General features: G+C 72.1%; 19 protein-coding genes. 12 read left to right on the plus strand and 7 right to left on the minus strand.

Translation table 11 applies throughout. The features are described 5' to 3' along the window. Window positions 1-5 precede the first annotated feature (5 nt). Genes kdpB through kdpF form a run of 3 tightly spaced genes read right to left on the minus strand, consistent with a single transcriptional unit; the run spans window position 6 to window position 3,777 of the window. Complete coding sequence (gene kdpB / locus ABD286_RS15520) at window positions 6-2,033, minus strand: potassium-transporting ATPase subunit KdpB (protein WP_344195099.1); 2,028 nt, start codon at window positions 2,031-2,033, stop codon at window positions 6-8. Continuing rightward, window positions 2,030-3,679, minus strand: coding sequence for a potassium-transporting ATPase subunit KdpA (gene kdpA, locus ABD286_RS15525; RefSeq protein WP_344195101.1), 1,650 nt, complete (start codon window positions 3,677-3,679; stop codon window positions 2,030-2,032). The genes kdpB and kdpA overlap by 4 nt, the downstream gene beginning before the upstream one ends. Continuing rightward, entirely contained in the window at window positions 3,679-3,777 is a 99-nt protein-coding gene (gene kdpF, locus ABD286_RS15530) for a K(+)-transporting ATPase subunit F (protein ID WP_344195103.1), read from the minus strand. Before kdpF ends, kdpA begins: the two co-directional genes overlap by 1 nt. Before the next feature lie 88 nt (window positions 3,778-3,865). Here kdpF and ABD286_RS15535 point away from each other — a divergent pair, with 88 nt between their 5' ends. Next, window positions 3,866-4,528: an ion channel gene (locus ABD286_RS15535; RefSeq protein WP_344195105.1), complete on the plus strand. Its 663-nt coding sequence runs from the start codon at window positions 3,866-3,868 to the stop codon at window positions 4,526-4,528. Here the strand turns inward: ABD286_RS15535 and ABD286_RS15540 are convergent. Further along, window positions 4,525-5,694, minus strand: a complete 1,170-nt coding sequence (locus tag ABD286_RS15540) for a phosphotransferase (RefSeq protein WP_344195107.1) — start codon at window positions 5,692-5,694, stop codon at window positions 4,525-4,527. The genes ABD286_RS15535 and ABD286_RS15540 overlap by 4 nt on opposite strands. A gap of 58 nt (window positions 5,695-5,752) precedes the next feature. On the opposite strand from ABD286_RS15540, the gene ABD286_RS15545 reads away from it, so the two are divergent. Continuing rightward, window positions 5,753-6,190, plus strand: coding sequence for a MarR family winged helix-turn-helix transcriptional regulator (locus tag ABD286_RS15545; protein WP_344195109.1), 438 nt, complete (start codon window positions 5,753-5,755; stop codon window positions 6,188-6,190). A 21-nt stretch (window positions 6,191-6,211) separates the two neighbouring features. Here ABD286_RS15545 and ABD286_RS15550 read toward each other — a convergent pair whose 3' ends face one another. Further along, window positions 6,212-7,429 carry a dipeptidase gene (locus tag ABD286_RS15550; protein ID WP_344195508.1) on the minus strand — a complete coding sequence of 406 codons (1,218 nt, stop codon included), beginning with the start codon at window positions 7,427-7,429 and terminating at the stop codon, window positions 6,212-6,214. A gap of 33 nt (window positions 7,430-7,462) precedes the next feature. Here ABD286_RS15550 and rimO point away from each other — a divergent pair, with 33 nt between their 5' ends. The 4 genes from rimO to ABD286_RS15570 all read left to right on the plus strand — a co-directional run bounded on the left by rimO (window position 7,463) and on the right by ABD286_RS15570 (window position 10,669). Beyond that, window positions 7,463-9,037: a 30S ribosomal protein S12 methylthiotransferase RimO gene (gene rimO / locus ABD286_RS15555; RefSeq protein WP_344195111.1), complete on the plus strand. Its 1,575-nt coding sequence runs from the start codon at window positions 7,463-7,465 to the stop codon at window positions 9,035-9,037. Beyond that, complete coding sequence (pgsA, locus tag ABD286_RS15560; RefSeq protein ID WP_344195113.1) at window positions 9,034-9,696, plus strand: CDP-diacylglycerol--glycerol-3-phosphate 3-phosphatidyltransferase; 663 nt, start codon at window positions 9,034-9,036, stop codon at window positions 9,694-9,696. Before rimO ends, pgsA begins: the two co-directional genes overlap by 4 nt. Window positions 9,697-9,709: 13 nt before the next feature. After that, entirely contained in the window at window positions 9,710-10,264 is a 555-nt protein-coding gene (locus ABD286_RS15565; protein WP_344195115.1) for a CinA family protein, read from the plus strand. 105 nt (window positions 10,265-10,369) lie between these two features. After that, window positions 10,370-10,669, plus strand: coding sequence for a helix-turn-helix domain-containing protein (locus ABD286_RS15570; protein ID WP_344195117.1), 300 nt, complete (start codon window positions 10,370-10,372; stop codon window positions 10,667-10,669). Window positions 10,670-10,676: 7 nt separating this feature from the next. On the opposite strand, the gene ABD286_RS15575 is transcribed toward ABD286_RS15570, so the two are convergent. After that, window positions 10,677-11,543, minus strand: coding sequence for an Fpg/Nei family DNA glycosylase (locus ABD286_RS15575; protein WP_344195119.1), 867 nt, complete (start codon window positions 11,541-11,543; stop codon window positions 10,677-10,679). A gap of 54 nt (window positions 11,544-11,597) precedes the next feature. Continuing rightward, window positions 11,598-16,397, minus strand: coding sequence for an ATP-dependent helicase (locus ABD286_RS15580; protein ID WP_344195510.1), 4,800 nt, complete (start codon window positions 16,395-16,397; stop codon window positions 11,598-11,600). Between the two features lie 238 nt (window positions 16,398-16,635). Here ABD286_RS15580 and ABD286_RS15585 point away from each other — a divergent pair, with 238 nt between their 5' ends. The 6 genes from ABD286_RS15585 to ABD286_RS15610 are packed head-to-tail and all read left to right on the plus strand — an operon-like array spanning window position 16,636 to window position 22,396. Beyond that, complete coding sequence (locus tag ABD286_RS15585) at window positions 16,636-18,426, plus strand: glycoside hydrolase family 3 N-terminal domain-containing protein (protein WP_344195121.1); 1,791 nt, start codon at window positions 16,636-16,638, stop codon at window positions 18,424-18,426. 25 nt (window positions 18,427-18,451) lie between these two features. Beyond that, window positions 18,452-18,673, plus strand: a complete 222-nt coding sequence (locus ABD286_RS15590; RefSeq protein ID WP_344195123.1) for a DUF3046 domain-containing protein — start codon at window positions 18,452-18,454, stop codon at window positions 18,671-18,673. Next, complete coding sequence (locus ABD286_RS15595) at window positions 18,670-19,713, plus strand: nitronate monooxygenase (RefSeq protein ID WP_344195125.1); 1,044 nt, start codon at window positions 18,670-18,672, stop codon at window positions 19,711-19,713. The genes ABD286_RS15590 and ABD286_RS15595 overlap by 4 nt, the downstream gene beginning before the upstream one ends. 33 nt (window positions 19,714-19,746) lie before the next feature. Further along, window positions 19,747-20,682, plus strand: coding sequence for an ABC transporter ATP-binding protein (locus ABD286_RS15600; RefSeq protein WP_344195127.1), 936 nt, complete (start codon window positions 19,747-19,749; stop codon window positions 20,680-20,682). Further along, window positions 20,682-21,545, plus strand: a complete 864-nt coding sequence (locus ABD286_RS15605; RefSeq protein WP_344195129.1) for an ABC transporter permease — start codon at window positions 20,682-20,684, stop codon at window positions 21,543-21,545. The genes ABD286_RS15600 and ABD286_RS15605 overlap by 1 nt, the downstream gene beginning before the upstream one ends. Next, a complete protein-coding gene (locus tag ABD286_RS15610) occupies window positions 21,542-22,396 on the plus strand; it encodes an ABC transporter permease (RefSeq protein ID WP_344195131.1) in 855 nt (284 codons plus the stop codon). Before ABD286_RS15605 ends, ABD286_RS15610 begins: the two co-directional genes overlap by 4 nt. Window positions 22,397-22,401: the final 5 nt, after the last annotated feature.

The following is a 22,401-nucleotide window of genomic DNA, read 5'->3' on the forward strand; positions in this document are numbered from 1 at the left end:
GCTGGTCAGCTCAATCCGGGGAGTTGGGACACGAGGAGGTCGATCGCCTTGATGCCGATGAACGGTGCGACGACACCGCCGAGGCCGTAGACGAGCAGGTTGCGCCGGAGCAGGTCGGCGGCGCCGCCGGGGCGGTAGTGCACGCCGCGCAGGGCGAGCGGCACGAGCGCGATGATCACCAGGGCGTTGAAGATGACGGCCGAGAGCATCGCCGACTCGGGCGAGCCGAGCCGCATGATGTTCAGGGCGTCGAGCCCGGGGAACAGCACCACGAACATCGCGGGGATGATCGCGAAGTACTTGGCGATGTCGTTGGCGATGGAGAACGTCGTCAGCGCACCACGGGTGATGAGCAGCTGCTTGCCGATCGCCACGACCTCGATGAGCTTGGTCGGGTCCGAGTCGAGGTCGACCATGTTGCCGGCCTCCTTCGCGGCCGAGGTGCCGGTGTTCATCGCCAGGCCGACGTCGGCCTGGGCCAGCGCCGGGGCGTCGTTGGTGCCGTCGCCGGTCATCGCGACGAGGCGCCCACCCTCCTGCTCCTTGATGATCAGGGCCATCTTGTCCTCGGGGGTCGCCTCGGCGAGGAAGTCGTCGACGCCTGCCTCCTTGGCGATGGCGGCAGCGGTGAGCCGGTTGTCACCGGTGATCATCACCGTGCGGATCCCCATGCTGCGCAAGGTCTCGAAGCGTTCGGCCATGCCCGGCTTCACGACGTCCTTGAGTCGCACGAGCCCGATGACGCGGGGCGGTCCGCCGGCCTCGGCGCGGGCGACGACGAGGGGAGTGGCACCTTCGCCCGCGATCGCGTCGGCGAGCTGGGCCGTCTCGGGTGGCACCGTGCCGCCCTCCTGGGTGACCCATGCGGTGACCGCGGAGGTCGCGCCCTTGCGGATCCGCGTCCCGTCGGAAAGGTCCACCCCGGACATGCGGGTCTGGGCCGTGAACTCGACGAACTCCGCGCCCTCACGAGCGAGCGCCTCGGCGGAGGTCGCCCCTTCGACGCGGTCCAGCGAGAGGGCGAGCTCGACGATCGAGCGCCCCTCGGGGGTGCCGTCCGCCAGCGAGGACAGGTATGCCGCCTGCGCCAGCTCGGGATCCGTCGCGCCCTTGACCGGGGTGAGCTCGCTCGCCCGCCGGTTGCCGAGGGTGATCGTGCCGGTCTTGTCGAGGAGGAGCGTGGACACGTCGCCCGCCGCCTCGACGGCGCGGCCCGACATGGCGAGCACGTTGCGCTGCACCAGGCGGTCCATGCCGGCGATCCCGATGGCCGACAGCAGGGCGCCGATGGTGGTCGGGATGAGGCAGACGAGGAGGGCGACGAGGACGATGACCTGTTGCAGCCCACCGGAGTACGACGCCAGCGGCTGGATCGCCATGACCGTGACGAGGAAGAGGATCGTCAGGGTGGTGAGCAGCACCGTCAGGGCGATCTCGTTCGGGGTCTTCTGCCGCGAGGCGCCCTCGACGAGGGCGATCATCCGGTCGATGAAGGTCTCGCCCGGCTTCGAGGTGACACGGACGACGATCTCGTCGGACAGCACCGTGGTGCCGCCGGTGACGGCGCAGCGGTCGCCACCGGACTCCCTGACGACCGGGGCGGACTCGCCGGTGATGGCCGACTCGTCGACGGTCGCGACGCCCTCGACGACGTCGCCGTCGCCGGGGATGACCTCTCCGGCCTTGACGCGGACACGGTCACCGACCCGCAGGGCCGTCCCGGGGACGGTCTCGGTGCTGCCGTCGTCCTTGAGGCGCACCGCCATCGTCTCGGTGCGGGTCGCTCGCAGCGTCGCGGCCTGGGCGCGGCCGCGACCCTCGGCGATCGCCTCGGCGGCGTTGGCGAAGAGCACGGTGGCCCAGAGCCAGAGGGCGACGCCCCAGCCGAACACGGACGGGTCGAGCACCGCGAGGACGGTGGTGAGGACCGAGCCGATCCACACCACGAAGATCACGGGAGTCCGGACCAGGTGGCGGGGGTCGAGCTTGGCGACGGCCTGGGGGAGCGCCGCGAGGAGGGTCGTGCGGTTCATGAAAGGGCCTCCGCGAGGGGTCCGAGAGCAAGGGCAGGGAAGAAGGTCAGACCGGCGAGGACCAGGGCGATGCCCACGAGCAGCCCGGTGAACAGCGGTGTGTGGGTCGGCATCGTTCCGGTGGTCGCCGGCCGGCGGCGTTGGGCTGCAAGGGAACCCGCGAGCCCGAGCACGAGCATCATCGGCACGAACCGGCCGACGGCCATGCAGATTGCCAGCGTGAGGTTGTACCAGGGGTTGTCCGCGGTCAGTCCGGCGAAGGCGCTGCCGTTGTTGTTGGACGCCGACGCGTAGGCGTAGAGCACCTCGGTCAGGCCGTGCGGTCCGCTGGCGAGCATGGTGCTCCGGGGGCCGTCCATCGACAGTGCTGCACCGGTGAAGCCGAGGACGAGCACGGGCATGACCAGCGAGTAGAGCGCTGCCATGGTGATCTCGCGGCGACCGATGGTCTTCCCGAGGTACTCGGGCGTGCGCCCGACCATGAGTCCGGCCACGAAGACCGACAGGATCGCGATGATGAGGATCCCGTAGAGGCCGGACCCGACACCTCCTGGTGAGACCTCGCCGAGCAGCATGTTGGTGAGCACGACACCACCGCCGAGGGGGCTGTACGACTCGTGCAGCGAGTTGACCGCGCCGGTGGACGTGCTCGTGGTGGCGGCTCCGAACAGGGTGGAGGCCCAGACGCCGAAGCGCTGCTCCTTGCCCTCCATGGACCCGGTGGCGGCGCTCGAGGCGGCCACCTCGGCCCACGTGGTCAGGGCGACGCCGGCCGCGAACAGGACGGAGGCGAACCCGAGCAGGGCGCGTCCCTGGCGACGGTCACCGACCATGATCCCGAACGCCCGGGGCAGGGCGAAGGGCACGACCAGGAGCAGGAAGATCTCGACGATGTTGGTGAAGGGGTTGGGGTTCTCGAAGGGGTGGGCGGAGTTGGCGTTGAAGTAGCCACCGCCGTTGGTGCCGAGCTCCTTGATGGCCTCCTGCGAGGCCACCAGGCCGCCGCGAATGACCTGCTCGACCCCGGACAGCCCGGTGACGGTGGTGGGGGCCGACAGGTTCTGGATGACGCCACCGACCAGCAGCACGACGGCGCCCACCAGGGCACCGGGCAGCAGGATGCGGACGGTGCCGCGGACCAGGTCCACCCAGAAGTTGCCGAGGCGGCCGGTGCCGTCGGCCTTCAGGGCCCGCGTCAGCGCGATGCAGACGGCGAGCCCGACCGCGGCGGAGACGAAGTTCTGGACGGTCAGCCCGGCGGTCTGCACCAATGGGGTGACGCCTGCCTCACCGGCATAGCTCTGCCAGTTGGTGTTCGTCACGAAGGAGACGGCAGTGTTGATGGCGGTGGTCACCCCCATGCCGTCGGAGCCCTGGCGCAGCGGCAGCGAGGTCTGGAGCAGGATGAGACCCAGCAGGAGGACGAAGCCGACGACGCTCACCGCTCCCACGCTCACGGCATACGCACGCCAGCCCTGCGCGCGCTCGGGGTCCACGCCGGCCACGCGGTAGAGCAGTCGCTCGACCCGCCAGTGCCGGGTGTCGGTGAACACCGTCGCGATCCACGTCCCGAGCGGGACGCAGAAGACCACGAGGGCGACCACCAGGGTCAGGACGGACAGCAGCCCGGCTGCTGTTTCGGACATCAGAACCGCTCCGGGCGGACGAGCGCGTAGACCAGGTAGGCCAGCAGCGCAACGCCGAGCAGGGCGGCGACGAGGTTCTCGATCACGCTGTCAGTCAAGGACTCCGGCCGGCGACGACCGGCTCCGTTGACGGCGCCTTGACTGGCGTTGACGCGATCTTGACGGGGGAACCCTAGGGTGGTCGCCATGCACGACGTCCTGAAGGCCATCAAGGGCCACCCGAGCGGGGTCCTGCTCGCGGCCCAGCTCATCGAGGTGCTCGCGTACCCGTTCGCGGGGGACGACCCGCTGGGTCGCACGCTCATCGGCCTCTTCGGCGTCCTCGTGCTGGCCGTGGCCGTGTATGCCGTCAGGGCGACTCCCGCGCTCACCTGGGTTGCCGTGGTGCTCGGGGTGCCCGTGGTCGGGCTGACGATCACGGAGGGGTTCTTCCCCTCCAACGACCAGGTGGTGCTCTGGTCCGCGCTCTTCCATGCCGCCTTCTACGGCTACACCGGCTACGGCCTCATCCGGTACCTGTTCGACGACTCCTGGGTCACGCGCGACGAGATCTTCGCCGTCGGTGCCAACTTCACGGTCGTGTCGTGGATGTTCGCCTACCTCTTCATGGCGGTCCAGATCATCTGGCCCGGCTCCTTCATCGCCTACCAGGGCGAGGGGCACCGCACCTTCCTGGAGCTGCTGTACCTGTCGTTCGCCAACCTCACCAGCGTCGGGCTCTCGGACGTCACGGCGGTGCTGCCGCACGCCCGGTCGGTCGTCATCATCGAACAGGTGGCGGGAGTCATGTACGTCGCGCTGATCATCGCCCGCGTCGTGGGCCTGACCATCACGCGCTGGCGCAACTAGGCCTGGTCGGCGACCAACACCGGGGTCGTCTCCTCCACGAGGTCGAGCGCGAAGGTGGCCAGCGCGGCGCGTTCGCGGGCGAGGCCGAAGGCCTCTGGTGACAACGGTCCGCCCAGCAGCTCGAACGGCATGGCGGACAAGCCGTTGTAGATCATCATGTGCAGGGCGTGGGCGCGACGGATCGTCGCCACGTCGACCTCGGTGCCCTCGTCGCGCAGGCCCTCGACGTACGCCGGGACGACGACCCGCTCGAGCCCGGTGAGCTCTGCGGCAGGGCGACGCCCGAGCTGCACGTCGCCCAGGAGCAGCTGGCCGAGGTCGAACCCGAGGGGCTGGGTGCTCCAGAAGCCGAAGTCGATGAGGACGAGGTCGGGGGAGTCCGCCGTGCGAAGCAGGTTGTTGGTGCAGGCGTCCCCGTGCGCCGTCCCGAGCGGAACCGCCTCCAGCTCGCGGACGTGGGTCTCGAGGTGGTCGAGGTGGTCCAGCAGACGGTGGCGCAGCCGCGGTCCGAACGTCTCGGCGAGGAGGGGGTGCTGCCACAGCCCGTCGTCGTGGAGCATCGGCACGACCTGCCCGGCGAGGCGGCCGGTGGTGTACGACCGCACCGACCGCCAGTGGTCCGCCTCACCGAGGGACGACAGCGGTCGGACCGCGGGGCTCGCGGCCAGCCGACCGAGCAGGCGGGCAGCGTGCTCGACGTCGGCTGTCGGCCAGAGGTGGTCGACGACCGGCACGGCCTCGAGCCAGACGGCGGACGACAGCTCGTCGAGGTCGTGGACGCCGACGGCGCGCGGCATGGTCAGGCCGTCGGGCAGCCGGTCGCGCAGGTCGCTGCGGTAGACGAGCGGCTCGGTCCGCCAGGGGACCCCTGCCGCGGCGACCTCGCGGAGCTCCGGGGGGACGCCGGCGAACATCGGCGACCGGGACCACGCCTCGACGTGCTTGACGAAGAACCGGAAGGGCAGGTCGCCATCCGGTGTCGCTGCGGTGCCGGACACCCAGTAGCGGCCGGCGGTGGTGATGGCCGGCAGGTCGTACGGCACCACCTCTGCGGCCGACTCCCGGAGCGTGACGTCCTCGCGGGCGACCCCGGCCCAGCGCGCCACCATGTCCTCGAGCGTCTCGTCGGAGACGTCGGCCGGACCCAGCAAGGACCGAGCACCCATCACCACCACCCCCAGCGGTAAAGCAACTTTCCTAGCTTCCAGATGGTAAACTTGCTTTATGACCAGGGTCAAGGGGGCGGTGGGGCCCGACGCGCACGTGCTCGCCCTGACCGGTCTGGTGCTCGAGCACTTCCGCGACCTCGTCGCGGAGGAGGACTGGGGTGGTCTGCGCTCCTCGCACTTCCGCGTCCTCGGCCACGTGCCGGGCGAGGGGGTCACCATCACCGAGCTCGCCGACCGCCTGGGCATGACCAAGCAGGGCTGCGGGCAGTTCGTCACCGGCATGGTCGAGCTCGGGCTCGTCGAGACCGGTCAGGACCCCGGCGACCGCCGGGTCCGGTTGGTCACCCTCACGGAACGGGGACGACGGATGAACGAGAGGTTCGAGCGGCGGGTCGCCGAGGTCGAGCAGGAGTGGGCGCAGCGCGTCGGGCCGCGACGCTACGCCACGTTCCGCGCTGTCCTGGCCGAGCTGGCCCCACAGCCCAGAGGCTAGGTGCAGCTGGGCGCGGCCAGGTCAGGCGTCGGTCGCAGGCGGCTCGGCGCCGTCGAGCTCGGCGATCGTCGCGAGGCTCGGGCCGCGCTCGGCCTGGAGCCGCACGGCACCCTCCTCGGCCTCGTGCAGGACGCGCACGATGTTGCCGCTGGTCAGCTTGCCGAGGTCGTCGTCGGACCAGCCCCGCTCGGCCAGGGCCTCGAGCAGCGCCGGGTAGCAGCTCACGTCCTCCAGGCCGGCGGGCAGCTCACCGACGCCGTCGTAGTCGCCGCCGACGCCGACGTGGTCGATGCCCGCGACCTCGCGGACGTGCTCGCAGTGGCGCACCACGTCCTCGAGCGTCGCGCCGGGGGCCGGGGCGGCCTTCTCCTTGTAGGCCCTGCCCCACGCCTCGAACGCGGGGCCGTCCGCCTGGGTGACCCCTGCCTCGGCCGCCGCCGCGACGGCCTCGGCCTGCCACGCGGCGGCGTCCGGGTTCACGAACTTGGGCACGAAGGTCACCATGCAGACGCCGTTGTTGTCGCGGAGCGTCTCGAGCACGTCGTCGGGGACGTTGCGGGGGCTGTCGGCGACAGCACGTGCCGAGGAGTGGCTGAAGATCGCCGGGACCTCGGCCACGCGGAGGGCGTCGCGCATCGTGTCGGCAGACACGTGGGACAGGTCGACGAGCATCCCGATCCGGTTCATCTCGCGGACCACCTCGACGCCGAACGCCGACAGGCCGCCGAGCACGGGGGCGTCCGTCCCCGAGTCGGCCCACGGGACGTTGCTGTTGTGCGTCAGCGTCATGTAGCGGACGCCGAGCACGTGCAGCATGCGCAGCGTCGCCAGCGAGCTGTTGATCGAGTGACCACCCTCGGCGCCCAGCAGCGAGGCGATCCGCCCGGACCCCCAGGCCGCCGCGATGTCGGCGGCGGTCCGTGCGAAGGCGAGGTCGGCGCCATACCTCGCGACCATCTGGTGACCGGCGTCGATCTGCTCCAGGGTCGCGCTCACCGCGTCGTCGCCGGAGAGGTCGGCCGGCACGAACACCGACCAGAACTGGCCCCCGACGCCCCCGGCACGCAGGCGGGGGAGGTCGGTGTGGGTGGGAGTGCCGCCGGCGGCGATGTCGAGGCGGTCGAAGTCGTAGCCCACCTGCTCACGTGCCTCCCACAGGAGGTCGTTGTGCCCGTCGATGACGGGGTGCTGGCGCAGCACGGCTGCGATGCGGTCGGCGATGGTCGTCGCGGCGGTCATGGTGGCCACGCTACTCACCGTAGAGTGGACGCCATGAGTTCGACCGAACAGCGCAGCGTGGCCCTCGTGACCCTGGGGTGCACCCGCAACGAGGTCGACTCGGAGGAGCTGGCCGGTCGGCTGGCCGCCGAGGGATGGCTCCTCGTCGACGACGCGGACGACGCCGACGTGGCGGTCGTCAACACCTGCGGGTTCGTCGAGCAGGCGAAGAAGGACTCCATCGACGTCCTGCTCGAGGCCTCCGCGCGCAAGGGCCAGTCGAAGACGCAGAAGGTCGTCGCGGTCGGCTGCCTCGCCGAGCGGTACGGCAAGCAGCTCGCCGCCGAGCTGCCCGAGGCCGATGCGGTGCTGGGCTTCGACTCCTACGCCGACATGTCGAGCCACCTGCGCGCGATCCTCGACGGCAAGACCCCTGAGTCGCACACGCCCGGCGACCGCCGCCGCCTGCTCCCGCTCTCGCCGGTCCAGCGCCAGGCCGGGTCGGTCGGTGTCGCCCTCCCCGGCCACGGTGGACCCTCCGGTCCGGCGGCCACCTCGTCGAGCATCCCGTCCCAGGACGGCACCTCGCCCGAGCAGGTCGCCTCCAGCAAGCCGGTCGACGTCACGATCGAGGGACCGGTGCCGGCCTCCGGCCCCCGCGTCATCCGCGCCCGGCTCGACGGCCGCCCGTGGGCGCCGCTGAAGATCGCCAGCGGCTGCGACCGGCGCTGCGCGTTCTGCGCGATCCCGTCGTTCCGCGGGGCGTTCGTCTCGCGGCGACCGATGGACATCGTCGCCGAGGCGCGCTGGCTGGGGGAGCGCGGTGTCAAGGAGCTCTTCCTGGTCAGCGAGAACTCCACGTCCTACGGCAAGGACCTCGGCGACATCGGCCTGCTCGAGAAGCTGCTGCCCGAGCTCACCGCCGTGCCCGGCATCGAGCGGGTGCGCGTCTCGTACCTGCAGCCCGCCGAGATCCGCCCCGACCTGCTCGACGCCATGGCGTCGGTCCCCGGCGTCGTCCCGTACTTCGACATCTCCTTCCAGCACGCCTCGGCCACGCTGCTGCGCTCGATGCGCCGGTTCGGGGGGCGCGAGGCGTTCCTCGGCCTGCTCGACGAGGTCCGCGCCCGCGCACCGAAGGCCGGCATCCGCAGCAACGTCATCGTCGGCTTCCCCGGCGAGACCGAGGCCGACCTCGACGAGCTCGAGGCCTTCCTCGTGGCCGCCCGACTCGACGTCGTCGGCGTGTTCGGCTACTCCGACGAGGACGGCACCGAGGCGGAGTCGTATGGCGACAAGCTGCCCGACCACGTCGTCACCGAGCGGGTGGCCCGGTTCACGGCGCTCATCGAGGAGCTCAACCTCCAGCGGGCCGAGGAGCGCATCGGTGAGACCGTCGAGGTGCTCGTCGAGTCGATCCCGGCGCTCCCCGCCGACGCGGTGGACGCCGACGACTTCGACGAGGACGAGGACGTGATGGTGGTCGGCCGCGCCGCGCACCAGGGGCCCGACGTCGACGGCGTCACCCTGCTGTCGCCGCAGGACTGGCCGGGCCTGGCCGTCGGCGACATCGTGCGCGCGGTGGTGGTGGCAACCGAGGGCATCGACCTCGTGGCAGAGCCCGCATGAGCGAGTCCGCCCCCCTGCCGGACCCCATGACCGAGCCGGTGTCGACGCCGACACCGAGCGCCTGGAACATCGCGAATGCCCTCACCGTCTCGCGGATCCTGCTGGTCCCCGTCTACGGCTGGCTGCTGCTGGCCGGCAGCGGGCACAACGCCACCATGCGCTGGTGGGCTGCCGCGGTGTTCGTCATCGCCACCGCCACCGATCGGGTCGATGGTGACATCGCCCGGAGCCGGGGCCTGATCACCAACTTCGGCAAGATCGCCGACCCCATCGCCGACAAGGCCCTGATGAGCATGGCGTTCATCGGACTCGCCTCGCTCGGCGACCTCCCGTGGTGGATCACCGTCGTCGTGCTGGTCCGTGAGTGGGGCGTGACCGCCATGCGGTTCGTCGTGATCCGGCACGGGGTCATGCCGGCCGGACGCGGCGGCAAGGTGAAGACGGCCCTGCAGAGCCTGGGCCTCACGCTGTTCACCCTGCCCCTGACGACCTTCCCCGGCTCGGACGTCTGGCAGCTCGTGGCCTGGCTCGTGCTGGGCCTGGCCGTCCTCGTGACGGTGGTGACCGGGCTCGACATCGCCTACAAGGCGCACCGCCTGCGGCAGACCAGCGAGCGGGCCGCGATGAAGCGCGCTGCCCGGGCCGCCCGTCGGCGATGACCGGACCCCGGCCGTGAGCACGCGCCGTACGCCTGCAGACGTCGTCGCCCAGCTCCGTGGTGCCGGCCGCACGGTCGCGACCGCCGAGTCCCTGACCGGCGGACTCGTGTGCGCGGTGCTCACCGACGTGCCCGGGGCGTCCGCGGTCGTCCGCGGTGGTGTCGTGAGCTATGCGACCGACCTCAAGGTCTCGCTGCTCGGCGTCGACGAGGACGTCCTGGCGGCTCCCGGCGGTGCCGTGCAGCCCCGGGTGGCTCAGGAGATGGCCCTGGGTGTGACCCGCTCGTGCTCCGCCGACCTCGGGGTCGCCACCACCGGCGTCGCCGGCCCGGACCCGCAGGACGGCCAACCCGTCGGGACGGTGTTCGTCGCCGTGGCGCTCGCGGGACAGGCCGCCGGCGAGGTCGCGGTGCGCGCGCTGCAGCTCCGTGGCGACCGCTCTGAGATCCGTCGTGACTCCGTGGCCGAGGCGGTCGACCTCCTCGGCCAGGTCATCGAGGCCGTCGGCGCGTCGGGGTGGACGCGCGGGGCCGGTCGGGCGGAAGATTCCGGCCGTGGCTTTCGTTGACCTGTGCATGGCGCACGTTTCCCCAAACCTGCGCGCGCAGCGTCAGGGGTGCGGGGTACCGTGGTCCCGTACCCGTTGCACCGGCGACCACGTGAAGGAGGCGTCATGATCTTGCTCCGTCGTGAACTCGGTGACGTCCTCCGCGAGCAGCGCCAGTCCCAGGGACGCACCCTGCGCGAGGTGTCTGCTGCTGCGTCGGTGTCGCTGGGATACCTCAGCGAGGTCGAGCGCGGGGAGAAGGAAGCCTCCTCCGAGCTGTTGTCCTCGATCTGCGGTGCGCTGCACCTGCCGCTGTCCGAGGTGCTGGGTCAGGTCTCCGAGCGCGTCGCCGAGACCGAGGCGCTGACGGCCCCGGTGTCCCTGCCCCTGAAGACCGCCCCGCTGGTGTCGGCCTCCGCCGCCTGACCGTCCTTCACGCGCGCCGGTAGGGCTGGGCCCGCCCGCCCGAGGATCCCATCGGGCGTTGTGGTCTGCCGTCGTCGGTGGGACCGAGACCGCCCTGGCAGCTCGGGCAGTAGAACATCGTCCGTTCCTGGGGGGCCTTGCCGATCATGGCCACGCGGATGCCGGTGCCACATCGGCGGCACGGACGGCCCGAGCGGGCGTGCACGAAGCTCTCCTCGCCCCGGCGCCGCACCCCGGTGCTCGACTGCACCGCGTGGTGCCGGGCGGTGTCGAGCAGGCGGTGCGCGCGGTCGACCACCCGTTCGATGGTCCCGTCGGGCAGCTCGGCCGGCGCCGACCACGGGGGGACCTTCTCCATGAAGAGGCTCTCCGACGCCCAGAGGGTGCCCACCCCGGCGAGGTTGCGCTGGTCGAGCAGGGCCGCACCGATCGTCGTGCTGGACGCACGCAGGTTGGCGATCGCCCTCTCGGCGTCCCAGTCGGGGCCGAGGACGTCGGGGCCGAGGTGGCCGACGACGTCGGACTCGCGGTTGGTGGGGAGCAGCTCGAGCATCCCCAGGCGCAGGCCGAGCGCGGTCCACTCCTGCGTGCCGACAGCAGCGCGCAGGTCGGCCCGGCGCAGCCACCGGCCGGTGTCGGCGGGTGCCTCGACGCGCCACTGGCCCTCCATGCGCAGGTGCGAGTGCATCGTGACGCCGTTGTCCAGCCGGTGCAGGACGTGCTTGCCCCGGCTGACGACCTCGGTCGTCGTGGCGCCCCGGAAGTCGGTGGTGGCGATCTCGGGGAAGCGCACGTCCCAGAGTGTGATCTCCTGACCGGCCACGGCACGGTGCAGCCGCGTCGCGGTGCGCCAGACCGTGTCGCCCTCAGGCACGCCGGATCCCGGCCGGGTGGGACAGCGCCTCTGGGGTGCGTCGAACAGGCGGTCTCATCGGCGCAGCCGCAGCCCACGGGGCGTCGCGTGGAAGCCGGCGTTCGCCAGAGCCGACACGAGCGGGTGCTCGGAGCCGAGCAACGCGCCACCGTCGGCCTTCTCGACGGTCAGGCGTCCGAGCGCGCCCTCGCGCACCGCGAGCGCCAAGGCATCGGCAGCACCCTGGAGGCGGGCCGGGTCGTCTGTCCACGACAGCAGGGTCTTGCCTCCGCGCTCGACGTAGAGCACCAGCTCGCCGTCGACCTGGACCACCAGCGCCCCGGCCTTGCGTCCGGGTTGGTGCCCCTTGCGCCCTCCGCTAGAGCCGCCCCCGGCGGCCTTGCCGGCCTCGCTGTCGGCGGGGTCGTCCTCGTCCCGGGTGGCGCGGTCCGGCCAAGGGAGGGCTGCGCCGTACGCGTTGGCCGGGTCGGTCGCGGCGAGGACGAGCGCCGGTCCCTGCTGGGCGTCCGGATCGGTGCCCGGCTGGCGCGACGCGGCGCGGATGCGGTCGATGGCGCCGGTGGTCGAGAACTGGGCAGCACCGAGCGACTCGACGAAGTAGCCGCGGCGCACACGCCCTGACTCCTCCGCAGCCGCCAGCACGCGGTAGACCCCGGCGAACCCGCCCGGCACGTCCTCGGCCACGACCGAGCCGCGCGTCACGACGCCATACCGGTCGAGCAGGACCTCGGCCGTCGCGTAGGCGCGGACGGTCGCATCGCTCTCGCTCTCGGGCAGCAACGACCAGCGCCCGGCGCCGGCAGGAGGTCCGGAGCGGGTGGGCAGGGACGGGCGACCCAGCCCCCGACGGCCCGAGAGGGTGCCGAGAGAGCCCTGGCGTCCCGCGTAGCGCGAGGACCGCGGACCGGACGCGCTGCGCCGGTGGGCGGTGCGACCCCCGGACAGCAGGGCCCGCAGGGGCGCGATGGTGTCGCCGCTGACCTGCCCCGACCAGACCAGCGCCCACAGGTCGGCCAGGACCTGTTCGTCGTCGGTGCTGCCCACGGCGTCGGACAGGGTGCGGAAGAAGTACGCGCCGCCGCCGGAGAGGGCCTCGACCATGACCTGCTGGCTCTCGGACAGGGCCTCGTCCGTCGGCGGGGCCATCGTGAGGTGCGCGGTGTCGGCGAGGTGCAACGAGACCCAGCCGTCGTCGCCGGGCAGCGACCCGTGGCCGCGCCAGAGCACCTCACCGCTGCTGGTGAGCTCGTCGAGGAGGGCCGCGGTGTAGCCGGCCACCCGGGTGGGCAGGACGAGGGTCTCCAAGGCGCTGGCGGGCAGGACCGCCCCGGCGAGCTGCTCGACGGCCCGGATCAGGCCGTCGCGACCGCGCAGGCCACCACCGACGCCCTGCCACTGCGGCAGGAACCGTGCGAGCTCGATCGTGTCGACCGGCTCGACCTCGGCGCGCAGGGCGGCCAGCGACCGGCGGCGCAGCATGCGCAGCACCTCGGCGTCGCAGTAGTCGAGCCCGTGGCGGCCCCCGCCGTTCTCCAGCGGGAGCAGCTCACCCTCGACCACGCGGCCCGAGGCGACGAGGCGGCGCAGCGCGTCCAGGGCCACCGCCGGACCGATGCCCCACCAGGCAGCGACCGTCGCCGCCGGGAACGGGCCGTGCGTGCGGGCGAAGCGGGCGACGAGGTCACCGAGCGGGTCGGGCACCGGCTCGAGGAAGGCCTGCGGGACACCGACGGGCAGCGAGGCGCCCAAGGCGTCACGCAGGCGCCCGGCGTCCTCGATCGCGGCCCAGCGCTCCTCGCCTGCCACCCGGACGCGGATGAGCCGCCGGGCACCTTCGAGGTCGACCAGCCAACCCCCGATGTCCTTGTGGGACAACGCTTCCTGCGATCGCCGTTGGATCTCGGGGAGGGACAACGGGCCGAGCACGCGGAGGAGGTCGGCGATGTCCTCGGCGTCGCGGCAGGCCCGCTCGGCCACGAGGCGCTGCAGCTCGTTCTCGGTGCGCGAGACCTGCTCCGGGTCGAGCAGGTCGCGCAGGGACAGGCCCTCACCGCGACCGAGCAGCTCGGCGAGCAGCGTGGGGTCGAGCGAGAGCGCAGCAGCCCGCTTCTCGGCCAGCGGGGAGTCGCCTTCGTAGAGGAACTGTGCGACGTACCCGAACATCAGGGACCGGGCGAACGGCGAGGGCTGGCGCGACTCGACATCGACGAGGGTCACCTCGCGCGACTCGATCGACCGCATCAGGGTCTCGAGGCCGGGCACGTCGAACACGTCCTGGACGCACTCGCGGACCGTCTCCAGGATGATCGGGAAGGAGGCGTACTGGCTGGCGACCTCGAGCAGCTGGGCCGCGCGCTGCCGCTGCTGCCACAGGGGCTGGCGGCGGTCCGGTCGACGGCGGGGGAGCAGCAGGGCCCGTGACGCGCACTCCCGGAACCGGGCGGCGAACAGCGCGGACCCGCCGATCTCGGAGGTGACGCGGTCGTGCACCTCCTCAGGGTCGAGGCGGACCAGCTCCATCAGCTCTGCCCCCACCCCGCGGCCGTCCTCGAACTCCAAGTCGGGCAGCCGGAACACGATGCCGTCGTCGCCGTGCATCGCCTGGACGTCGACGCCGAAGCGTTCACGCATCCGGGCCGAGACGCACAGGGCCCACGGGGCGTGCACCTGGCCGCCGAAAGGGGAGTGCACCGCGACCCGCCAGTCGCCGATCTCGTCGCGGAACCGCTCGACGACGATGGTGCGGTCGTCGGGGACGTGACCGGTGGCCTCCTTCTGCTCCTTGAGGTAGGCCAGCAGATTGTCGGTGGCCCACTCGTCGAGACCGGCAGCGGTGACGCGGGCTCGGGCCTTGGCGTCACCGAGTCCCACGACCTCGCGGACGAACGCCCCCACCGCCCGGCCGAGCTCGGCCGGACGACCGAGCTGGTCGCCCTTCCAGAACGGCAGCTTGCCGGGCATGCCGGGCGCGGGCGTCACCAGGACGCGGTCGTGGGTGATGTCCTCGATCCGCCAGGTCGAGGTGCCGAGCGTGAAGACGTCGCCGACACGGGACTCGTAGACCATCTCCTCGTCGAGCTCGCCCACCCGGCGTCCGGCGCCCTCGGAGGAGGCGAGGAAGACGGCATACAGGCCGCGGTCGGGGATGGTGCCACCAGAGGTGACGGCGAGGCGCTGGGCACCCGGGCGTCCGCTGAGGACACCGGTGACGCGGTCCCACACGATGCGGGGGCGCAGCTCGGCGAACTCGTCGCTCGGGTAGCGCCCTGACAGCATGTCGAGGACGGACTCGAGGATCGATCGTGGCAGCGAGGCGAACGGCGTCGCACCGCGCACGACCTTCTCGAGGTCGTCGACGGTCCACTCGTCCAGGGCGCACATCGCCACGATCTGCTGGGCGAGGACGTCGACGGGGTTGGCCGGGACGCGCAGGGACTCGATGGCCCCGGCGCGCATCCGCTCGACGACGACAGCCGTCTGCACCAGGTCGCCGCGGAACTTCGGGAACAACACGCCCCTGGAGACCGCCCCGACCTGGTGACCGGCTCGTCCCACCCGCTGCAGCCCCGATGCCACCGACGGCGGGGACTCGACCTGGACGACGAGGTCGACCGCCCCCATGTCGATGCCGAGCTCGAGGCTCGAGGTCGCGACCACCGCGGGCAACCGCCCCGCCTTCAGGTCCTCCTCGATGAGCGCCCGGTGCTCCTTGCTGACCGAGCCGTGGTGGGCCCGCGCGAGGACGGCCGGGGCTCCGTTCGTCGACCCCGCCTGCGCCATCATCTGGGCGGGCGTGCGCGAGCCGGCGTGGACCCGGCGGGTCTCCGCGGCCGGCGCCGACTCTGCCGCGTCGCCGTCCGTCTCCCCGGCGGGGGTCCGGGCCGCCTCCGCCTCCGCCTGCTCTGCGGCCGCGGTCTCCAGCCGCTCCTCCCAGATCTCGTTGAGCCGACTGGTGAGCCGCTCGGCGAGGCGGCGGGAGTTGGAGAAGACCAGGGTCGAGCGGTGCGAGGCGATGAGGTCGACGATGCGTTCCTCGACGTGCGGCCAGATCGAGGCGCGGCGCTCACCCCCCGCGGCCGGGCCGGACAGGTCGTCCTCGATCACCTCACCGAGGCTCGACATGTCGGCGATGGGCACGACGACGTCGAGGTCCCACTCCTTGGTCGACGGCGGTCGGACGATCTCGACGGGCCGACCGCCGGCGAGGTAGCGGGCCACCTCCTCCACCGGCTCGACGGTGGCGGACAGGCCGATCCGCTGCGCCGGCTTCTCGAGCAGGGCGTCGAGCCGCTCTAGGCTGAGCGCGAGGTGGGCACCCCGCTTGGTGCCGGCGACGGCGTGCACCTCGTCGAGGATCACCGTCTCGACACCGGCGAGCGCCTCGCGTGCCTGCGACGTGAGGATGAGGAACAACGACTCGGGCGTGGTGATGAGCACGTCGCTGGGGGTGCGGGCGAAGGCGCGGCGCTCGTTCGCCGGCGTGTCACCCGACCGGACTGCGACGGTGATGTCGGGTTGGGGCAGGCCCAGCCGCGTCGCGGCGTGCCCGATGCCGACCAGCGGGGAGCGCAGGTTGCGCTCGACGTCGACGGCCAGCGCCTTCATGGGTGAGATGTAGAGGACCCGGCAGCGCTTGAGCTTCTCCTCCGGCGGCGGGGTGCTGGCCAGCCGGTCCAGGGCCCACAGGAACGCCGACAGCGTCTTGCCCGACCCGGTCGGCGCCACGACCAGCGCGTGCTGGCCCGAGCTGATCGCCTCCCACGCCCCGGCCTGGGCCGTGGTCGGCGCGCTGAAGGAGCCGCGGAACCACGCTGCGGTGGCGGGCGAGAAGCGCTCGAGGACGTCGGAGACCATGGTCTGGACAGCCTGCCACGCACCACCGACACCCGCCGCCGCGAGCGTATGGTGCGAGGAGGACGACAGGGGGAACGGCATGTGGGTGGGACGGACGACGGCGACGACGATGGCGGCTGTGCTGGGCGGTGTGGTGGCTCTGACGGTCCCCGCGGGTGGGGCTGCCGCGGCGCCCGCAACCGTCACGTCCTCAGCGGTCCCCACCCGTTCGGCGCCGGCCCAGGAGGTCTTCGCGCGGATGACGCAGGCCCAGCGCGTCGGCCAGCTGTTCATGGTCGGGACCCCGGCGACCGGGGTGACCCCGGCGGTCTCCTCGGCCATCACGACGCAGCACGTCGGGTCGGTGATCCTCACCGGTCGCAGCACGGCCGGCGTGAGCGCGACCCGTTCGGTGACGAACGCGTTGCAGGCCAAGGCCACCGCCGCAGCGACGGCCGGGGTGCCGCTCATGGTGTCGGCCGACCAGGAGGGTGGTCTGGTCCAGGTGCTCACGGGCACCGGCTTCTCGACCATCCCGACGGCGCTGACCCAGGGCAGGTCGACCCCGTCGGCCCTCAAGGCCTCGGCCACCACCTGGGGTCGCCAGCTGGCGTCAGCGGGCGTCAACGTCAACCTCGCGCCGGTGTCCGACACCGTCCCGAGCGCGGCCTTCGCCCCGAGGAACGCCCCGATCGGGGCCTTCGACCGCGAGTTCGGCTACACGGCCTCGACCGTGGGCTCGCACGCCGCGGCCTTCGCGGGCGGGATGCGCGCTGCCGGGGTGATGGCCACGACCAAGCACTTCCCGGGGCTGGGACGGGTCACCGCCAACACCGACACCACGGCGGGGGTCAAGGACACGACGACGACGCGCACCGACCCGTACGTCACCGCCTTCCGCACCACCGTCGCAGGTGGCGCCGAGCTGCTCATGACCTCCTCGGCCATCTACACGAAGATCGACGCGAGCCGGCCGGCGGTGTTCTCGCCGACGGTGATCGGCGGGATGGTCCGGCACGACCTCGGCTTCGAGGGGGTCGTCGTCTCCGACGACCTCGGCCACGCGAAGGCTGTGGGTGCCTGGACGCTGGGCGCCCGGGCCGTGGACTTCATCGGTGCGGGAGGCGACCTCGTGCTGACCGTCGACGCCGCGCAGGCTCCGCCCATGGTGTCGGCGGTGCTGGCGAAGGCGGCCTCGAGCCCGACCTTCCGGGCCCAGGTCGACACGGCGGCCCTGCGGGTCCTGACCGTGAAGCAGCGGATGGGGCTGCTGCGGCCGTCCGGGGCCGTGCGGGCGACCGATGTCGACGAGGACGCTGCGTCCGACGTCGTCGGGGGAGTCGCCGACGGCAGCCTGCGCCTGCTGCGCGGCGACAACCGGGGCGGCTGGAAGGCCATCACCCGGCCCGCGGCGCCGGGCTTCGCGTGGGCAAACCTCGTCATCAACGCCGGCGACCTCGACGGCGACGCCCACACCGACCTCCTGGCCCGTCGGTCCTCCGACGGCGCGCTGCTCTTCCATCCCGGCAACGGCCGCGGCGGGTACGGCGCGGGCCGGGTCATCGGCGCGGGGTGGAACGGGCTGACCGCGGTCGTCGCCCCGGGCGATGTCAGCGGTGACGGGCGCCCGGACCTCTTGGCGCGCGACCCCTCCGGCGCCCTGCGCCTCTACCGTTTCGGAGCCGGCGCCACGTTCCTGCCCGGCAAGACGGTCATCAGCTCCGGCTGGAACGGCCTGGACCTGCTCCTCCCGGCAGGGGACTTCGACCGGGACGGTCACCCCGACCTCGTGGCGCGGCTCGCCTCGAACGGCATCCTGCGCCTCTACCGGGGTACCGGGACGGGTGGCTTCCGCTCGGGCATCCAGATCGGCTCGGGCTGGACGGGGTTCGCCGCGGTGGTCACCCCGGGCGACCTCGACGGTGACGGCCTGGTCGACGTGCTGGCCCGTCGGTCCAGCGGAGCGCTCGTCCTCTACTCAGGGACCGGGTCCGGTCTGCGGCCCGGCGTGGCCGCCGGAACGGCCACGGGCATCACCCTCTTCGGCTGAACCCGGCGACGCCTAGACTCGCGGCGTGCGACTGAGCAAGTTCTGGGACCTCATGAACGACGAGTTCGGCGAGGCCTACGCCAGCTCCCTCGCCCGGCACCACGTGCTGGGCGTCCTCGGCGACCGTTCTCCCCTGCAGGCCATCGAGGACGGCGAGAGCCCGCGCACCGTCTGGGCCGCCGTCTGCGACGCCATGGACGTGCCCGAGTCACGCCGCCTCGGGGTGGAGCGGAAGCCCGCTCGGTGACCTCGCGGGAGTGGGTGCACAGCCCCCTCGTCCTCGCGCCGATGGCCGGTGGACCCAGCACCGTCGCGCTCGCCGCCGCGGCCGCCGAGGGCGGGATGCTCCCCTTCCTCGCCGGCGCCTACCTGTCGCCCGAACGCCTCGCGTCTGACATCGCCGAGCTCCGCTCGACATCACCGCATCCCTTTGGTGTCAACGTGTTCGCCCCGTCCCCGGACCACCCCGACATGCTCGAGGACGCGAGACGGTATGCCGCGCAGCTGGCTCCGTGGGCCGCGTCCGCCGGTGTGCAGCTGGGTGAACCGCGGTACGACGACGACGGTTTCGCGGCCAAGGTCGACCTCCTGGTGGAGGCGGCCCCGGCCGTCGTGAGCTTCGCCTTCGGCTGGCCCCCGGCAGATGTGGTCGTCCGACTCCAGGAGGTCGGCACCCGCGTCTGGGCGACCGTCAACGCGCCCGACGAGGCTCAGTGGGCGGTCGAGCTCGGCGTCGACGCCGTCGTCGCCCAGGGGTGGGAGGCCGGCGGCCACCGCGGGGGACCGGTCGACACGGGGGAGACCCAGTTCCCGGTGCGCGACCTGGTGACGGCGGTGCTGGCCCGCACACCCGACCTGCCGGTGGTCGCTGCCGGAGGGGTCGTCGACGGCCACGACGCCCACGAGCTGCTCGAGCTGGGGGCGTCGTCGGTCGCCCTTGGCACCGTCTTCCTCGCCTGCCCCGAGGCAGGGACGGCGCCGGTGCACGTGCACGCCCTGACCCACCGCGACCGCACGGTCGTGACGCGGGCCTTCACGGGTCGCAGCGCCCGCGCGCTGGCCACGACGTGGACCGAACTCTTCAGCGATGCAGCCCCCGCTGCATACCCGCACGTCCACCACGTAACGGCACCCCTGCGGGCGCACGGGAAGGCGACGGGGGAGGCCGAGCTCGTCCACCTCTGGGCCGGGACCGGGCACCGAGCGGCCCGCCCCCTTCCGGCATCCGACCTCGCCCGGTCCCTCGCGACGCAGCTGGAGGCCGCACGCCACCCGGAAAACCAGTGAGCGGTGTCGGCCCACCTCGCTAGGTTGGGGCGAGTGAGTGGTGACGACGAGATCCTGCTGCGCGCCAGCGGGCTGACCAAGACGTTCGGGGAGTTCACGGCGGTGGACGGCATCGACTTCGCCGTCCGCAAGGGGGAGTGCTTCGGCTTCCTGGGGCCGAACGGTGCCGGCAAGAGCTCGACGATGCGGATGGTCGGCTGCGTGTCGCCCGTGACCAGCGGCGAGCTCCGGTTGTTCGACCTCGACCCGGCGACCGACGGGCCGGCGATCCGCGCGCGGCTCGGCAGCTGCCCCCAGCGCGACACCCTCGACGAGGAGCTCACCGTCCAGGAGAACCTCTGGGTCTACGGTCGCTACTTCGGGCTCTCCCGCAAGGAGGTCCGGGCGCGGGCGACGGAGCTGCTGGAGTTCGCCCAGCTCACCGAGCGCGCCGGCGACAAGGTCGAACCCCTGTCCGGTGGCATGAAGCGACGCCTCACGATCGCGCGCTCCCTGATCAACTCTCCCGAGATCCTGCTCCTCGACGAGCCGACCACCGGTCTCGACCCTCAGGCGCGACATGTGTTGTGGGACAGGCTCTTCCGGCTCAAGAGATCCGGTGTGACCCTCGTCCTCACCACCCACTACATGGACGAGGCGGAGCAGCTCTGCGACCGCCTCGTCGTCATGGACCACGGTCGGATCGTCGCCGAGGGGTCGCCGCGCCAGTTCATCGAGGAGCACGCCACGCGTGAGGTGCTCGAGCTGCGCTTCGACGCCGACGACCACCACGACCACGCCGAGCAGGTGCTCGGCATCGGTGAGCGGGTCGAGGTGCTGCCGGACCGGCTGCTGGTCTACGCCGACGACGGTGACGCCGCGGCAGCGCAGGTGCACGCGCGAGGTGTGCAGCCGTTGTCCTCGCTCGTGCGCCGGTCCACCCTCGAGGACGTATTCCTCACCCTCACCGGCCGGACGCTGGTCGACTGATGGCCCTCTCCGACCCGCTCACCTCCGGTTCGCCCGGGTCCGAGGAGCCTTCGCTGAGCCGTGCCACGCGAGGGGCCCGCGAGCCGTTGTCGGCGACCGAGCGGGTGCTGTCGGTCTTCGGCTACCACGCCATGGTCTACGCACGGACCTGGCGGGGCAGCATCATCACCCGGCTGCTCTCGCCGGTGCTGTTCATGCTCTCGATGGGGATCGGCCTCGGCGCCCTCGTCGACGACCGCGCCGGCGGCATCGACGGCCGGCCCTACCTGCACTTCGTCGTCCCCGGCATCGTCGCCACCCAGACGATGTGGGTGGCCTGGAGCGAGTCGAGCTACCAGGTCCTCGGCTACATCAAGTGGAACATGGGTTACCACGCCCAGCTCGCGACCCCGCTGCGCGTCCGTGACGTGCTGGCCGGTCACTTCCTCGCCATCACCGGTCACCTCGTCGTGGCCACGAGCCTGTTCATGGTCGTCGCAGCCCTGTTCGGCGGGTTCGACTCGTGGTGGGCCGTTGCCTGCCTGCCGATCGGTGTCCTGACCGGACTGGCTTTCACCACACCGATCTTCGCGTTCACCGCGACGCAGGAGGGTGACAACGGGTTCAACATCCTCTACCGCTGGATCATCACCCCGCTCATGCTCTTCTCCGGCACGTTCTTCCCCGTCGACCAGCTGCCCGTCTGGATGCAGCCGGTCGCCTGGGCGACGCCGCTGTGGCACGGCGTCGAGGCCTGCCGCGCCGTGGCCGGGGGATCGGTCGACGTCCTCCCGTTCCTCGGGCACCTCCTCGTCCTCATCGCGTACGGCGCCGTGGGCTGGCTGCTCGCCGAACGCACCTTCACCAAGAGGCTGGCGTCATGACGACCACGCGTCCGACCACGACGGCTCCCTCGGGTCGCCGCCCCGGGGCCGCCGGACGTCTTGCCCGCCTGCTGCCGATGCCCGCCGGCGCGGGGCTGGCCCGCATGCTCGTCGAACGCAACATCACCTCGTTCCGCCACGGCTGGATCGCGCTCGTCACCGGCTTCGCCGAGCCCGTCTTCTACCTGTTCTCCCTCGGCATCGGGATCGGCGCGCTCGTGCGGACCGTGACCACCGACTCCGGCCTGACGGTGACCTACCTCCAGTTCGTCGCCCCAGCCCTGCTGGCGGCCTCGGCGATGAACGGCGCGGTCATGGACTCGACGTTCAACGTCTTCTTCAAGCTCAAGTACGCCAAGCTCTACGACGCCGTCCTCGCGACCCCGATGGGACCGCGCGACGTCGCCGTCGGGGAGATCAGCTGGTCCCTGATCCGCGGTGGCCTGTACTCGGCCGCCTTCCTCGTCATCGCGCTGCTGGCCGGGGCGGTCCGGTCGTGGTGGGCCCTGCTGGCCCTGCCGGCGGCGGTGTTCATCGGGTTCGCGTTCGCGGCGGTCGGGATGTTCGCGACGACGTTCATGCGTTCCTGGGTGGACTTCGACTACATCACCCTGGCGATCCAGCCGATGTTCTTGTTCTCGGCGACGTTCTTCCCCCTGGCCACCTACCCCGACGCCCTCCAGTGGGTGGTCCGGGCGACACCGCTCTACCACGGTGTCGCCCTCGAGCGGGCGCTGATGATCGGGGACGTCGGCTGGGGCGTGCTCGCCCACGTCGGGTACCTGCTCGTGCTCGGGGTGCTCGGCGTCGTCGGAGCCTCGCGACGGCTGGAGCGGCTGCTGCTGTCCTGACGAGG

The sequence above is a fragment of the Pedococcus aerophilus genome, from assembly GCF_039532215.1.
Classification (GTDB): domain Bacteria; phylum Actinomycetota; class Actinomycetes; order Actinomycetales; family Dermatophilaceae; genus Pedococcus; species Pedococcus aerophilus.